The organism is Bifidobacterium saimiriisciurei (genome assembly GCF_010667655.1).
GTDB lineage: Bacteria > Actinomycetota > Actinomycetes > Actinomycetales > Bifidobacteriaceae > Galliscardovia > Galliscardovia saimiriisciurei.
Map to the genome: position 1 here is coordinate 16,550 of NZ_WHZU01000004.1, position 15,760 is coordinate 32,309.

The following is a 15,760-nucleotide window of genomic DNA, read 5'->3' on the forward strand; positions in this document are numbered from 1 at the left end:
CGAATTTTATCGATGTAAAAATCAGTGATACACTTCAATCATCGACCACGAATAATCGTGGCAAGAACAGGCAGTCGGCAACGTTCGCCGATTGCAAGAATCCATAGTTTTCTGACCGAAGAACCCGCGAAGCCGCGTAGACGTCGGTCACGAATCGACAGCAAAGGAGCGTTGGTCATGGCAACGGACATCAACCACGGCGGCACGGATATTCCGCGCGTGTCGGACTTCAATGACGGATGGAAATTCCATCGCGGCGTGTCGTCGGGCGCGCAGCAGGAGTCGTTCGACGACACGTCATGGAGGGACGTGCGCCTGCCGCACGACTTCGGCGTCGAGGGCGCGTTCTCCAAACTCGCCCGCTCGACCGTCGGATTCCTGCGCACCGGCGAAGGCTGGTACCGCAAGACGTTCGAGGCTCCCGAGGCCTGGCGGGGCCGCCGCGTGTCGCTCTCGTTCGACGGCGTGATGGAGCTGGCCGAGATCTGGGTCAACGGCGAGAAGCTCGCCGAACACCACAACGGCTACGCCCCGTTCTTCGTGGACGTCACCGACGCCCTGCGCTTCGATGCGCCGAACGTGCTGGCCATACACACCAACACGCCCGAGCCGTGCTCCCGCTGGTACCCCGGCGCCGGCCTCTACCGTGGCGTCGAACTCGTCGTCACCGACCGCGTGCACGTGCGCGACTGGGGCGTGCGCATCGCCACGCCGACGCTCGAGGACGACGTGAAGCTCGACGTGGCCAAGGTGCATGCGGAGACCTGGCTGGTCAACGAGACGTCCTCGCCCGTCGACGTGACCCTGCACAGCACGGTACTCGACGCCGACGGCGCGCCGGCATCCTCCAGCGAAAGCTCCTTCACGCTGAATCCGGGCACCTCCGCCGACGTGGAAAGCCACATGCCCGTCAGCCAGCTCATCATGGTCTCGAAACCGCACCTGTGGAGCACCGACGACCCCTACCAGTACACGTTGCGCACCGACGTCGTAGTCGGCGGCAAGGTCGTCGACCGTGTCGACACGCGATTCGGCCTGCGCTGGGTGGGCATGTCGAGCGAGACGGGACTGTCGCTGAACGGAGTGCGCATGAAGATCGCCGGCATGTGCATGCACCACGACCTCGGCTCCCTCGGCGCCGCCGTATACCGCCGCGCCGTGGTCCGCCAGCTCGAGATCCTCAAGGAGGCCGGTGTCAACGCCATCCGCACCTCCCACAACATCGGCTCGAAGATCCAGGTGGAGGAGGCCAGCCGCATGGGCCTGCTCGTGCTCGAGGAGCTCGCCGACATGTGGACCGCGCCCAAGGACCGCAACGACTACAGCAACTACTTCCTCGCCGCCTCGGCCACCGACCTCGAGGCCATGATCGGCCGCGACCGCAACGAACCCAGCGTGTTCATGTGGAGCCTCGGCAACGAGGTCGCCTGGCAGGAGAGCGAACTGCCCCTGGCCGAGAGGCTCGTGGCCGTCGCCCACGCCGCCGACCCGACCCGCCCGGTGTGCATCAACGACTCCTCGTACCTGAGCAAGGGCATCGACGGCATCGGCAACGAGATCCACAAGCGCATGGACGTGCGCGGCTACTCCTACGCCTCCGAGGACCACCTCGTCGCCATCCACGCCAAGCATCCGAACGACCTCATCATCAACTCCGAAAGCGGATGCAGCCTCGGCTCGCGCGGATACTACGTGTATCCGACCGACGTGCCCGACGGCGTGCGCGGCACCGAGTTCCCGTTCGAACCCGGCCGTCAGCCGTGGGACGACGACACGTACGAGATCACCTCCTACGACATCACCGCCAACCGCGGCACGCCCATCCGCAAGGACTTCATGCGCTCCATGAACCTCGACTTCCACATGGGCGAGTTCACCTGGACCGGCTTCGACTACATCGGCGAGCCGGCGCCCTACATCGGCAACTTCTACTGGAACGACCAGTCGCAGACCGAATCCGACGGCACCGTGCTCGCGCCGAAGACCGCCTACTACGGCATCGTCGACTCCGCCGGATTCCCCAAGGACGAATGGTGGCTCTACCGAAGCCTGTGGACCGACCCCGACGACGCGCCCATGGTGCACCTGCTGCCGCACTGGAACTGGCGCCAGGGCGAACCCGTGCAGGTGTGGGCGTACTCCAACGCCGCCAAGGTCGAACTGTTCCTCAACGGCCGTTCGCTCGGCGTGCGCGAATTCGAGCCGCACGCCACCGGATTCCACATCGACACCGCCCACCCCGACAAGCCGTTCGAATACCGGTTCGCCAAGGGCGACCCGCGCGACTCCATCTACCTGCACTGGGACGTGGTGTTCGAACCCGGCGAGCTCAAGGCCGTGGCCTACGACGCCGACGGCGACGAGGTCGCTCAGGACGTGCTGCACACCGCCGGGTCGCCGGCCGCCGTGCGCCTGACCCCCGACCGAGCCGTGCTGCATTCGGGCGAGACCAGCGCCAACGACCGCGACATGTGCTTCGTCACCGCAGACATCGTCGACGTCGACGGCACCATCTGCCCCGACGCCGACGACCGGCTGACCTTCACCGTCGAGAACGGCGTCATCCTCGGCACCGACAACGGCTACCAGGCCAGCACCGAGGCGTTCCAGCTGCCCGTGCGCAAGGCCTACCGGGGCAAGGCGCTCGCCATCGTCGCCTCCGACGGCTCCGGCAGGCCCATCATCGTGCGTGCGAAGGCCAACGGCATCGACGCCGGCGAGACCGTCATCGACGTCAAGGCCGCCTCCGCCGTCGAATCCGTGCCGGCCTCCGCGGCCCGCGAAACCGTCGCGGCCGAGGACGCCGCGTCCCACGACGGCGAACGGCCGCGCGTGCGCCGCCCGTTCGCCGTCGTCCCCCATACCGCCGCCGTCGCCGCAGGCACCGTCCCGTCCCTGCCCGACAACGCAACGGTCGTCTACGACGACGGCGGCAAGCGTTCCGGACACGTCACCTGGCAGATGCCCGACGACCACGACTGGTCCGGCGTCGGCCTGGTGACCGTTCGGGGCGCCGTCGCCGATCCGGATGGCGCCGTCGACGGCGGACTCGCCACGGAGGCCGCCATCCGTGTGCTCGACGCCGGCGAGGACGCATCATCGTCCGTGCTGCTCGACGACCTGCACGTCAACGGCGCGACCATCGACGGCTTCGCCCCCGACAGGCGTCATTACACACTGTCGTTGCCATACGACGCCGGGACCCCCGCATTCGAGCCGATCGCGCGCGACAACGCCGCAGCGGCCGTCATCCCGCCCGTCGACCCGGCCAACGGCAGATACCTCATCGAAATCACGTCCGAGGATCACAGTCGCGGCGCGACCATCGACGTCACCGTCGTCACGCAGCCGGCACCCATCGACTCCATCTCCGCGCACCTCGCCGACGGCGCCGGCCTCATCGAGGACCGGTCCGCGGCATTGGCCATCGAGGCCCGCGACGTACTGGGCCGTCCGATCGACGTCGCCGATCTCGACCTGCACATCGACATCGACGACCCGTCGGTGCTTGCCGTCGTCGGCGGCAACGATGCCGACGGCAACGCCGCCGCAATCGCCGTCGCCGGCACGCTCGCCGGCGAGACCGAGCTGACCGTCCACGCCGCATACGCCGGCGCGACCGTCATCTCGTCGCCGCTGCCGGTCACCGTCGGCAAGGCCGCATACGAGAAGCGGCCCGTCGCCGCGGAACCCGTGCGCGTACGCTGCGAAGTGGGGGAGTGGCCCGACCTGCCGAGCCTCGTGGCCGTACGGTTCGACCATGGCCTCGACGCCACCATGCCCGTCACATGGAGCGCCGACGGCGACCTGTGGCAGACCGTAGGCGAGCACGACATCACCGGAACGATCACTGGACCGGGCGGATTCGATGCCGCCGATGTCGTCGCCAAGGCGACGGTCGGCGTGGTCGACGTCATCGCCGTGCAGAAGACCTCCGCGGCCACGGTGACGGGCATCGCCCCCGATCTGGCCGAAACGACGCCGACCGTGCGCGTATGGTGGAGCGACGGCCTCGCCGAGGAAAGGCCCGTCGTCTGGCATGACGCGCTGCCGGAGGACTACGGCCGGCCCGGATTCTTCACCATGGCCGGCGACGTCGACGGCATCGACGCCAAGGTCGAAGCCACCGTGCGCGTGACCGACGAATACACGAAGAACCGCGACCTGTTCTCGTTCCGCAACGACGTATACCCCACGGTCGAGGCCTCCTACACCAACCCCGACCCCAAGATGATGGAGGACGTCTCCAACCTCATGGACGGCACCGTGTCGTACACCGCCCGCGCCGGATACAACCTCAAGAACCGCTGGTCCACCTACGGCGACCCCAGCCGCGAGGCATGGCTCGAATACCGGTTCGGCTACGGCACCGAGACCCCGTTCATGCTGAACTCCTTCACCATCTACTACTGCCTGGAAGGCGAGGACGTGGCATTGCCGCAGGACGTGCGCGTGCTGGCATGGGACGGCGGCACGGGAGACGACGGCGAGTGGAAACCGGTGACGAACCTCAGGACCCACGACAAGCCGGTCGAGCAACAGGGCAGCGCGGGCTGGATTTACGGCTCCTTCGGCGACAAGACCAAGTCGGAGAAGATCGACCATGGTCTCGAACGCACCTACACGTTCGACATGGTGAAGACCTCGCGCATCCGCATCGAATTCACCGCGAACGAGGGCGAATGCGTGGCCATCACCGAGATTCGCGGCGACGCGCAGGTCGCCGTCGTCAACGAGAGCTGCGCGCTCGCCGGCCTCGCCGTCGACGGCGTCGACGTGCCGGGCTTCTCTCCGGACGTCGAATCATATACGGTAGCGCGCGGCGACGATGACGGCCATGTGCCGGACATCGAGCCGAGGCCGGCCGGCGACAACGCCGCGGTCACCGTCGTGCCGCCCGTTACGGGCGGTGACGCGGTCCTCGTGGAGCTCACGGCCGAAAACGGCGTCACCAAGCGCACCTACACGGTTCGATTCGCGTAGGCATGCCTGCCGTTTCCCATCGGGATCATCCGTCGGCCGGCCTATCGCCTCGTCGACTCGCGTTCGATGAGGCGATAGCCGACCGTCACCGTCTGCGGATAGCGTTCCTCCTCCGGATGATTGATGCGATGCGTCAGCAGTGAGACCGCCGCCTGCGTCATGCTGGTGAAATCCACGGCGATGGTGCTCAGCGTCGGCACGCTGTACTCGCCGTCGGTGATGCCGTCGAACCCGATGACCGCCACATCCTTCGGCACGTTCACGCCGCGGTCGGCCAATCCGCGCAGCACGCCCAGCGCCAGGCCGTCGCTCGGGCAGAACAGGCCGTCGAACCCGAGCCGCTCGTCCGCCCAGCGATGACCGGCCTCCACGCCGCCGGCCCGCGACCACGGCACGCTGATCAGCGAATGCTCGTCGAATTCGAGGCCGAGCTCCTGGCATTCGTGCTTGGCGGCCAGCATGCGCACCTGCTGCGAGGCGCCGGGGTTCGACTCCGGCGGAATGTCATGGCCCACCAGGCCGATGCGACGGCATCCCTTCTCATACAGGTGGCGAATCGCCGCGCGGGTGCCGGCCTGGCTCGGTGCGTTCACCTGATCGTACGGGCTGTCGATCGTGTAATCCTCCAGAAGGACGGAGGGATGCGAGGCCAGCGCCTTCGACGCATGCTTGGCGTTGATGCCGATGATGCCGTCGGAGAACAGATACGACATGTCCTTCTCGTTGCCATGCTCGTCCACCAGATACTGTGACGATTCGATGAGCATGTGCATGCCCTGTTTGTTCAGCTCCGCGGCGAACCGCATGGCCAGGCTGGAGAAGTAGGCGCCGTCGATGCCGGCGGTGAGGAACGTGACGGTGCCGCTTTTGCCCGTACGCAACGATTGTGCGGAGATGTTCATGCGATAGCCGAGCTTCTCCGCGGCGGCCAGCACCTTCTGCGTGGTCTTCGGCGTGACCATGTCCATGCCGCGCAGGGCCCGTGACGCGGTGGTCGCGGTCACCCCGGCCTCCTTGGCGACGTCCTTGAGCGTGACCATGCCGCATCATCCTTTCCCGAGGCGCACAACCGGGCGCCTCGCTCCCATCGTCGTGGTTTCAAAGCGAATTCAATGATGACATCGATAATATCGCGGTCGGCCGAGCGACATTCGCAATGGCGTCACCGTATGGCCGCAGCCGTTGTGCGCTGCGGAATAATAGCCGGCCATAGGCTATTGCTATAGCCTCGATGGCATATTCCTTGGCAAAGGCATGGTGGGGGTGCGCCGCTTCGGCATACAGTGATACGGATCGGGCCGACCGGGGGAAGGGGCCGCAGGTGCGGACGCCGGATCGGCGAAACACAGAACGAAGGGACGACGAACCATGGCTTCGGCCACAACAACCACAACGGACAGCAGGACGGCGGAGCCGGCGACGCACGACGCGGCGGCCGGCGGCACGGCAGGAGCGTCGAACGGCACGGCGAACGGCCACACCGGACTCCAGCGCAAGATGGAGACGCGCCACCTCATGATGATCTCCCTGGGCGGCGTCATCGGCACGGGACTGTTCCTGAGCTCCGGATACACCATCCACCAGGCGGGGCCGCTCGGCACCATACTCGCCTACGCCGTCGGCGCACTCAACGTGTATATGGTCATGCTGTGCCTCGGCGAGCTCGCCACCGCCATGCCGCAGACCGGCTCCTTCCACGTGTACGCCGGCAGGTTCATCGGCCCCGGCACCGGATTCACCGTCGCCATCATCTACTTCCTGGCATGGATGGGCGCCCTCGGCTCGGAGTTCACGGCCTCCGGGCTCATCATGCAGAAATGGTTCCCCGGCTCGCCGGCATGGGCATGGAGCGCCCTGTTCATCGCGTTCATCTTCACGCTGAACGCATTGTCCGTGCGCTCATTCGCCGAAGCGGAGTTCTGGTTCGCCGGCATCAAGGTGGTCGCCATCATCGTGTTCATCGCCATCGGCGCGCTCGCCATCATCGGCGTCATCCCCATCGCCGGGTACTCGCATGCGCCGGGACTGACCAATCTGGTCAAGGACGGCGTGTTCCCCAACGGGTTCGCGCCGGTGTTCTCCACCATGTCGACGGTGGCGTTCGCGTTCTCCGGCACCGAGCTGCTGGGCGTCACGGCGGGGGAGACCAAGGATCCCGGCAAGAACATCCCCAAGGCCATCCATACGACGTTCTGGCGTCTGGCCATCTTCTTCATCGGGTCCATCGTGGTGATGTCGGCGCTTATCCCATGGCAGGACGCCGGAGTCGACAAGAGCCCGTTCGTGCTGGTGTTCGACGCCATCGGCCTGCCGTTCGCCGGCGACATCATGAACTTCGTCGTGCTCACTGCGATCCTCTCCGCCGCCAATTCGGGTCTGTACGCCTCCACGCGCATGCTGTGGTCGCTGTCGAACGAGCATATGATCCCGAGGGTGTTCGCGCGTACCACGAAGCACGGCGTGCCGCTGATCGCCCTGTGCACGGCGATGGTCGGCGGCCTTATGGCGCTGCTCTCCTCGGTCACCGCCGCATCGGTCATCTATCTGGCATTGGTCTCCAGCGCCGGTCTCGCCATCGTCATCGTATGGGTCGTGCTGGCGGTGTGCGAGATCCGGTTCCGCCTCGAGATGCGTCGGGAGGGCAGGGGCGTGGATGAGCTGTCGTTCCATACGCCGGCCTGGCCCGTCGTGCCGATCGTGGCGCTGGTGCTCAGTGTGGGGACGATCATTCTGTCGGGCGTGTATGAATCCATGCGGCAGTCGCTCATTTATATGGCCGTCATCGTTGCGCTGTGCTATGCGGTCTACGGCGTGAAGCGCCTCGTCTCCGCACGACGCCGTGGCTGACCGGACGCGATAAGTCGGATTTGTGGGTCTGCGGCATACAGGAGGACATGGTTTTCGGTGTCCCCGTGTATGCCGCAGACCCGCTTTTCGAAAAAGAAAAGAAAAAATATGAAAAACCCGAGGCTTTATGGCCTCGGGTTTTTCATTGGCTCCTGCGGCTGGGCTTGAACCAGCGACCGTCCGATTAACAGTCGGATGCTCTGCCAACTGAGCTACGCAGGAATATTTCCTGTGCAAGCTTTGTGCTGTGCACAAGACATAAATAATACATATGGAGCGTCGATATGCAAATCATCGGCGTGTCGCGTGTTGTTCATTGTGTTGTACGTAGGTCGTCCGTGGGAACTGATGGAGCGTTTTGGGCATGAATCCCCGCACGACATGGTCGACAATCCCGAAATCCGGAATCTACGGTGTTTTCCGGTCGTTGCATGCACCGAAAACGACCGAAGAACACCGTAAATTGCCGGGAACGGGGCTACCGGCGCAGAATCGAGCCGTTGCCGTTGCCGTTGCCGTTGCGGGCTTCGCATCGCCAGAGCGTGCGGATGCCGGCGTCCCGCAGGAACGCACGATTATGCGAGACGACGATGACGGCGCCGGGGAACGTGGCCAGAGCCTTTGCCAGGGCCTGTTGCGAATGCAGGTCCAGATGGTTCGTCGGCTCGTCCAGCATGATAAGATGCGGATGGCTTCTCGTTCCCAGACACAGCAGCAGCTTGCGCAGTTCGCCTGGGGAGGGGACGCCGCCGGCCAGCAGACGATCGGGGTCGGCATTCAGCTGGGCATAGGCACCGAGCGTGAGCGAGCGTCCGGCGTCGTCAAGGTCATTCAATCGCCGCAGCGCATCCTGTGCGTCGGCGGCCGTGGTGTTCTGTGATATCGACAACGTCGGAACCGGCGGAAGGACATCGTGAAGCCGCCGTAACAGCGTTCGGCACAGCGTCGACTTTCCGCTGCCGTTCACGCCGACGATGCCGATGTGGTCGTGTGGCCCCACACTGAGCGCGGGAATGGCCAGACCGGGGACCGGATCCTCGGCGAGGAAGCGGCCGCCGTGGCCGGAAGCCCTGTCATTGCCGTCCATGCGGCCGTCCGCGCCGATACGGGGTTCCACGGTGTCGCCGCCGTATCGAATCAGTCCCTCCTCCAGCCTCACCAACTGCGGTCGATGACTTGCCTCGGCATCCATCCAGATGTCGCCGTCATAGCGTTTCGCCGCGGTCGCCACGGCCTCCGTGCGCCTTCGCGCCGCATCCGTTCGGGATGCGATTCGCGCACTCGCCGCGCCGGCGCTGCCGTCGGTGCTCAGCGATTTGTGCAGCTTCAGCAGATTGCGTGCGTCATGGTCCCTCCGGTTTACGCCGGCGCCCACGGCGCGCGCCCTTGTGGCCGCCAACGCCGCCTCATGCCTGCGCTGCGCGGCCACGTCGGCCAATCGTGACGCCTCGTGCCGGGACCGCTGCAGCGCCGCGTCCGCCGAGCGCCGGTCGTTTTCCGCCGTCGCGTTGGCCTGGCTGTAGTTTCCCGGTCGGGTTCTCACCACGGTGACGTTACGGCCGTGCACATGGTCGCGTTCGAAGAACACGCATCGTGTGGCCAGTCGGTCGATGAAGTCGACGTCATGCGAGACGACGATGCCGATGCCACGGAAATCTTGCAACGCCGAAACGATGCGCGTGGCGACGGCCTCATCCACATGATTCGTGGGTTCGTCGAGCATCAGTACGTCGGGGCGTTTCGCCAGTGCACAGGCGATCTGCAATCGTTTGGCCTCGCCACCGGAAAGTTCGTCGTACCGCCATGGCCAGTCGTCGCCGATGCCGAGATCGCGTCGGACACGCATCGTCTCCGGTGACCAATCCGCGGCGAAATCGTCGAGGTCGTCCGGCCGCTCGTCGGTGTTCTGCGGACAGTACCCGACGATCGGCGTGCCGGGGGAGGGGCTTACCGTACCGGCATCCGGTCGGAGCCAACCCATGGCGATACGCAGCAGCGTGGTCTTGCCGATGCCGTTGTCGCCGAGGACCGCCGTCCACCCTCGCGGAAACGTTGCCGACACGTTCTCGAACAGCGGTTCCGTCGCCTCCGGCGGGGTGTAGGTGATGTGCGCAAGCGTGAGTGTTGATAGGGGCATGACGGTTCTCCTTTTCGATTCGTTTCAACTGCATACGACGATGTATGGCGGAGAATGCGAAACGTCATGCATGAATGCCGGCGTCTTTCGGTGACGTCGGTGATTCGGGAAATCGAAGGATTCAAGGCAATGCCGTGGCCGTGATCGAAAACGACGGGGTATGCCGCGATAGCCAGCATGACGGGGCGCGACGGCGCAGTCGGCCGTCACATTCCGCATTGTCCGCTGTCTATCGGGAAATCAATTCGAAAAAACTCCTTCATATGGATTCCCTGGCATATCGGGAACCCGTGAAACATTCGACGGCAAGCATAATACCTTTGCCTGCCGTCGTGCAAATCGGTATGGCGGGCGGCCTATAGCTCGCGCTGCATGGGGCCGTGCCAGGAGACGTTGGGGCACATGATGTCGTTGCCGTGAAGGCCTCCGAGACGCACGCAGTCGTCGCAGCGTGCGACGAAGCAGTACGGGCACAGGTAGTGGCAGTCCTTGCAAGCCACCTTCTTGCAGTCCACGCAGCGTACGTAGAAGCGGTCGTCCTTGTGAACGTATTTGTGGCAGACGCAGCAGGTGTCGATGATGCCCTGCTCGTTGAAGGCGAACCAGGTGTGCTGCTTGATCCACCCTGCATACCTGGATTCCTTGGGGGCCATCACGACGGTGTTCGGCGGTGCGTTGCGAAGATCGCGGCCGGGGGCGTACGGGATGATTGGGCTGTTCATCAGGACGCTGTCTGGAATGGTGCGGGTGGTGCCTTGGCCTGTCGACTGGTCGGCCGGCTTGCGTTCGTTCTTTCGCTTCGTCATCTTGACGGCCATGAAGATGCAGAACGCGATGAACGCGAGCATGAGGATGAGAACCATGATGGGGTTTCCTTGGTGGTTGATGAATATCGAGGGAGACGGTCGTGGAAAACGAATAGGCCGTTCATCCGGCATTGCGGATGAACGGCCTATTGACTACCTACTGACTGCCCCTAATGACGGAATCGCCGCATACTGCAACGATTCCGAGGGTGATCGATCAGATGTGGTATCCAAAAATACCGGGTGTGGCGCATCGTTGCAATTGTGCCGATTTTGCGCAGAATTCCAACGTTTTTAAGGCTTTTTCCGGGGTGTGTAAGGAGTCCTCAGGAGTCGCTGGGAGTCGTGATTTGTCTCCCACTTTGACTCCCACGAGATTGCGGTTTTAGCTATGGTCGAATTCATGAGCAATCGATTTACCGTCTACAAAGATGGGGGCCAGTATCGGGCCTCATTCGAAATAGAACCAGACCCGGCCACAGGCGACCGTCGGTTCATCAAACGTCGCGGCCGGACCAAGACGGAGGCGCGCGAGCGTTTGGCCGAAGCGGTCAAGGAGTATGAGGCCACGGGGCATGTTTCGGACAGTCGTAACGTGCCTACGTTGGGAGAGTGGCTTGACCAGTGGCTCGAAGATATCGCCAAGCCGCGGCTGCGCCCAAGCACTTTTGCGACATATCAGTCTGTGGTGAAGGCTAATGTCAAGCCGGCTATTGGGGCCGTGAAGATCGACGCGCTGGCTCCGAAGCACTTCAGGATGCTTGAACGCTACATCACTAAGGGTGACAAGTCTGCAACACCGCCGCGTAAGCCCAAAAGTTCTGCAACGGCGTCATCTGCGTGGCGGACTCTGCATGCGGCGCTGGATGATGCGGTAAAGGAAGGGTTGATAGCATCCAACCCTTGTGACCGGGCCGATTCCCCGAGGGTTATCTACAATTCTCGTTCAACCATGACGCCCGCACAGGCCGGTCGGATGATCGCTGCCGAGGAGGATGCGATGTGGCATTTGATGTGGCGTCTCGCGTTCGAGACGGGGATGCGGCAGGGTGAGCGCTTCGGCCTGACGCCCTCCGAAATAAGGACCATCGACGGACGTCCGTGCATCGTGGTCGAGCAGCAGCTAAAAACCTACGCTGGCGTAGACGTGGAGGATATTCCTGCGTTCCTAAATGCCCGGCATGTCAGCGGGAGCGCCTATCTTGTGCCGCCGAAGACGAACTCAGGCCGACGGGTCATCCCGATCTCGGAATCGCTGCACAATGAGCTGACGGCGTACATGTCCGGCCGCAGGGGTCTGAAGCCGGATGAGCTCATCTTCGTGCAACGCAAAGGCAAGGCCAAGGGAGCTCCGCTGACACGGATGATAGAAGAGCGTGCATGGTCGGCGGCGTTGGAGCATGCGGGCATTGAAGGTCATTATGTGCCGCACTCGGCCCGGCACACGGCAGCAACAGCGATGGCGCAGCTGGGTATGACGGATAACGCCCGAAAGCTCGTCATGGGGCACAGTTCTGCCGATGTCACTAACAACATCTACACGCATCTCGGTGTTGAAGACATCGCTCAGGCGTCATCGGGTGTCTCTGACCTCATCGAGCGCGGGGTCGCGCAGCCCAGCGCGAGCAAACAGGTGGGGGATTCCTTCCAAGATCTAGTGGGTACGTTCGCGGCGATGTTGCCGCAGCTGAGTGAGGATCAGAAGAACGTCTTTCGCGCGATGCTTGGTATCCCGCTGGGGCCGGTCGTCGTGGATTCGGCTGCATGATTCCGTGATACTGCCAGCGCATGTGAGTGTGACACGCCGAGTTGCCGATGCGGTGACGATATGCTAATTATACAAATGGTTCTTTTTTGAATCCCCGGCGCACGCGGGTCGGTCTACCTCTTGGAGGTGTGACGGCGGCGTCAAGCCCCAGTGGAGGGCGCGTATCGACAGTATCGATATCGATACGTTCCGTAGTTTTCGGGCGGAGAACGACAGGCGAAGCCATATCCATACGGTTTGGACATTGGCGAGCGTCATGTTTTAGTTCAAGAAAGTCGCTCGAAACGTGATAATATCCCTAACTCGCGATCGCGAGAATAAAACCACATTCGTGCGTGGTGACGCACGGATTGCAATGCTGCGCAATCTCCTGCACGTCATCACTTCCTCGGCTGGGGAGGTGATCAAATGACCGACGACAGGGGCGTTGTGACGCCCATCGATGACCTCGATGAGGCGGAGTCTACGTTTGACCGTCAACTCGGCGAGCCCGATTTCACCGATGTGCCGTCGAACAAGACCGAAGCGCCGGCCAAGGAGCCCATCTCGATGGACACGATCGTCCGCGAGGAGACGAACGCCGCAATCAAGGCCGCCAAGCGGACGGCCCATGATGACAGCACGCCGCTAGGTGTTGCTCGGGGTGCCGCGATCGACGCGGTGCGCCGCATCTCCGAACGCGTTGACGAGGCGATGAAGGCCGATGGCGGGCGCGGACGACGCAAGAGCGTGATCGACCCGCCGACTCCGTGGACGGCAGCACAGTGCGCGGCGCGGCTCATGCCGCTCGGCAAGATCCTGCTCGACGGCGTGAAGGAAACGGACTACGTTGCAATCGTCTCATACAGCGACAAAAGCGGGCTCTACGAGCTTCTCGATGTGGACGGGCTGGCAGTTTCGTTCAATGCGACGGCGAACGGGAGTTGGCGTCGTGACTTCGAATGCAATCTTAGAGTGGCGTGTAAGCAGCTGCACCGGGAGACGGACGATGACCTGATTCCGGTCAACAACGGGATCGTTCGATATTCGACCGGTAAATTCATGCCGTTCAGTCCGGACCACGTGTTCCTTGGCAAATCACCAGCCAACTGGACGGACCCGTCAACACCGCCACCCGAGCCGGTGCTTGGCGGGATCGCCAACAGCGGCCAGAGCAAGAATATCCTGGCGGGAAGTGTGTTCGACAATTTCTCGAAGGACCCGGACGTCAGGCGCTTTCTGAAGGACATCTGCGTGATGGCGTTGAGGCCTCGGAAGAAGTGGGGTATCGCGCCGGTTCTGTTTGGTGAAGGCAGCACAGGCAAGTCTACCTTCATGCGCTGGCTCGCGGATCTCGTCGGCAAGACGAACTCAACGAGCGCGCAGCTATCCACCATGACCACCAGATTCGGATTGATGCATTTGATCGACAAGACGTTGGCGGTCAGCGACGACGAAAGCGGCACCTACATCGACGACTCGGGACAGTTGAAATCCTTGGTGTCAGGCGACACGGTGTACATGGACCGGAAGAACAAGAAACAAATCGGCTGCCAGCTGCACTGCATGGTCATCGTCGGCACGAACTCGTACCCCAAGTTCAAGGACAAGTCGTCCGGAATCTGGCGACGGTTCCCCGTGGTTCCGTTCGACAACATCGTGCGACCTGAAGATCGCGTGCCGAACCTCGGTCAACTGCTTGCTCAGCAGGAGGTACGTGATTGGTTCCTGTATCACCTCTTGTACGAGCACCCCAAGGTTACCGGCGTGGTGCTGCCTGACGCGGTGAAGAAGGCTAACGCGGAGTTCCGCGAGGCCATCGACCCGGTGAGTGCGTTCTGGAGTGAATACCGGGACGCGTTCACGCGCGATTTTCTTCCACTTCCGATGCTGTGGGCAGCTTTCAAGGTTTGGTACGTCCGGGAGTTCGGCAGCCTGGGCAAGATCAAGAACGCCCGCAGCTTCTACATCCAGCTGCATTCCGTACTACTGCGTGAGATGGGCGACCCGGAGATCTCCGACAGGTTGAAGTGGGTCGAAACATCCGGCAAGGTCAGTGTTCTGGCATGGACCGTTGACACTGAAGATGCGATTGCCGACCTCGCCAGTGAGGAACGCTACAACAAGCCACGCAACAACCAGATGATCGTGTCGCCGTCTAGCGGGCAAATTTCTTTCTGGTTGTCGCCCAATGACGCGCTGTGGCAGCCGATTAGGTGCAGAGGGCTGATACGCAAGTCCTTCTTCGACGAGTACGAGGATCCGAACTCGCCGAAGCACGGCAAGACGCCCCGCGCCCTCAACGGTGGGCGCTCACGATATCCCAGCAACGGCAGGGGTTGATCGACGCTATATGACCGTGGCGCGGCGTGAATGACGCAGCGCCACGGTTCCAGCCAGACGGATCCGGCGCAACTCGATGCGCCGGATACCGTCCTCACCACAACAGACAAACGTGCCGGCGATGAACGCCGGTGTAAGGAGACAACAATGAGCGTGAAAACCCCTAACTACGACAAGAAGATCGCCGCGCTGCTGGCTCAGGTTGAGGACCTGAAGGAGAAGCGGTCCAAGCGCGAGCACCTGCTCGATCTTGCACCCGAGATCATCGACCTCCTCGACAGCTCCGAGGCCCGTTATGAGGGAACCGGCGATGAGATCTTGAAGCAACTGATCGCCAGCGTCGAGCGTCTTCGTGAGATCAAACGCGAAGAGCGCAGCGAGAGGGCGAAGGCCGCCGCTGCGCGGCGCGCCGAGAAAAAGGACAAGGAACGCGCCGACGACTACCCGACGCAGGACGACATGGAACCACAGACGGCATCCGACAGCACGGATGGCGACAATGTTGACAGCAACGGTTCCGATGCCCCGGTGCCGTGGGGTGGGTTCATGAGCAACTGACGCTGCCGAACCCGAGCGTGAATACTGACGGGTGACATTCCGTGAAAACGGGATGTCACCCATCTTGCGTTTTCGGGATGATGATTCAGGTGAGAGTCGTCGAACCGCCGGACGGAAGAGCCACGCGATTCACGTCTGGCGTTCCAGTGAGTCGTCCACTGGAACTTGTGACGTGCTTCATGCCGCTGAGCACGTGCGTGGCACGTTTGTTGGGGTCGAGGGGAATCCCCTCGCGAGTGCGATCGGGCGTCCATGACAAATGGCCGCTTGATCGCCTGCTCGCCATATCCAAGCATGCGCACTTGCATGCGCAAGAGTATAATGAGAATCGTTATACAT

8 protein-coding genes and 1 tRNA gene are annotated in these 15,760 nt (G+C 62.9%); 5 read left to right on the top strand and 4 right to left on the bottom strand.

Annotated elements, in window-relative coordinates; genetic code table 11:
• The first annotated feature begins 177 nt into the window (after nucleotides 1-177).
• Nucleotides 178-4,983 (top strand): DUF4982 domain-containing protein, encoded by a 4,806-nt coding sequence (locus GFD18_RS11265; RefSeq protein ID WP_163199122.1) that lies wholly within the window; start codon nucleotides 178-180, stop codon nucleotides 4,981-4,983.
• A gap of 41 nt (nucleotides 4,984-5,024) precedes the next feature.
• Here GFD18_RS11265 and GFD18_RS03180 read toward each other — a convergent pair whose 3' ends face one another.
• The gene (locus tag GFD18_RS03180) at nucleotides 5,025-6,023 is read right to left on the bottom strand and encodes a LacI family DNA-binding transcriptional regulator (RefSeq protein ID WP_100511491.1); all 999 of its coding nucleotides are present in this window, start codon (nucleotides 6,021-6,023) and stop codon (nucleotides 5,025-5,027) included.
• Between the two features lie 328 nt (nucleotides 6,024-6,351).
• Between GFD18_RS03180 and GFD18_RS03185 the strand changes: the two genes are divergently transcribed.
• Nucleotides 6,352-7,830 carry an amino acid permease gene (locus GFD18_RS03185; RefSeq protein WP_163199124.1) on the top strand — a complete coding sequence of 493 codons (1,479 nt, stop codon included), beginning with the start codon at nucleotides 6,352-6,354 and terminating at the stop codon, nucleotides 7,828-7,830.
• A gap of 146 nt (nucleotides 7,831-7,976) precedes the next feature.
• Here GFD18_RS03185 and GFD18_RS03190 read toward each other — a convergent pair.
• The 3 genes from GFD18_RS03190 to GFD18_RS03200 all read right to left on the bottom strand — a co-directional run bounded on the left by GFD18_RS03190 (nucleotide 7,977) and on the right by GFD18_RS03200 (nucleotide 10,830).
• A tRNA-Asn gene (locus GFD18_RS03190) sits at nucleotides 7,977-8,052 on the bottom strand.
• Between the two features lie 256 nt (nucleotides 8,053-8,308).
• On the bottom strand, nucleotides 8,309-9,967 hold the full coding sequence (locus GFD18_RS03195; protein ID WP_163199126.1) for an ATP-binding cassette domain-containing protein: 1,659 nt from the start codon (nucleotides 9,965-9,967) through the stop codon (nucleotides 8,309-8,311).
• A gap of 356 nt (nucleotides 9,968-10,323) precedes the next feature.
• A complete protein-coding gene (locus tag GFD18_RS03200) occupies nucleotides 10,324-10,830 on the bottom strand; it encodes a hypothetical protein (protein WP_100511488.1) in 507 nt (168 codons plus the stop codon).
• A gap of 346 nt (nucleotides 10,831-11,176) precedes the next feature.
• Here GFD18_RS03200 and GFD18_RS03205 point away from each other — a divergent pair, with 346 nt between their 5' ends.
• The 3 genes from GFD18_RS03205 to GFD18_RS03215 all read left to right on the top strand — a co-directional run bounded on the left by GFD18_RS03205 (nucleotide 11,177) and on the right by GFD18_RS03215 (nucleotide 15,421).
• Nucleotides 11,177-12,541, top strand: coding sequence for a site-specific integrase (locus GFD18_RS03205; protein ID WP_163199128.1), 1,365 nt, complete (start codon nucleotides 11,177-11,179; stop codon nucleotides 12,539-12,541).
• Nucleotides 12,542-12,949: 408 nt separating this feature from the next.
• Nucleotides 12,950-14,863, top strand: a complete 1,914-nt coding sequence (locus tag GFD18_RS03210; protein ID WP_163199130.1) for a DNA primase family protein — start codon at nucleotides 12,950-12,952, stop codon at nucleotides 14,861-14,863.
• A gap of 147 nt (nucleotides 14,864-15,010) precedes the next feature.
• Nucleotides 15,011-15,421, top strand: a complete 411-nt coding sequence (locus GFD18_RS03215; RefSeq protein ID WP_163199132.1) for a hypothetical protein — start codon at nucleotides 15,011-15,013, stop codon at nucleotides 15,419-15,421.
• Nucleotides 15,422-15,760: the final 339 nt, after the last annotated feature.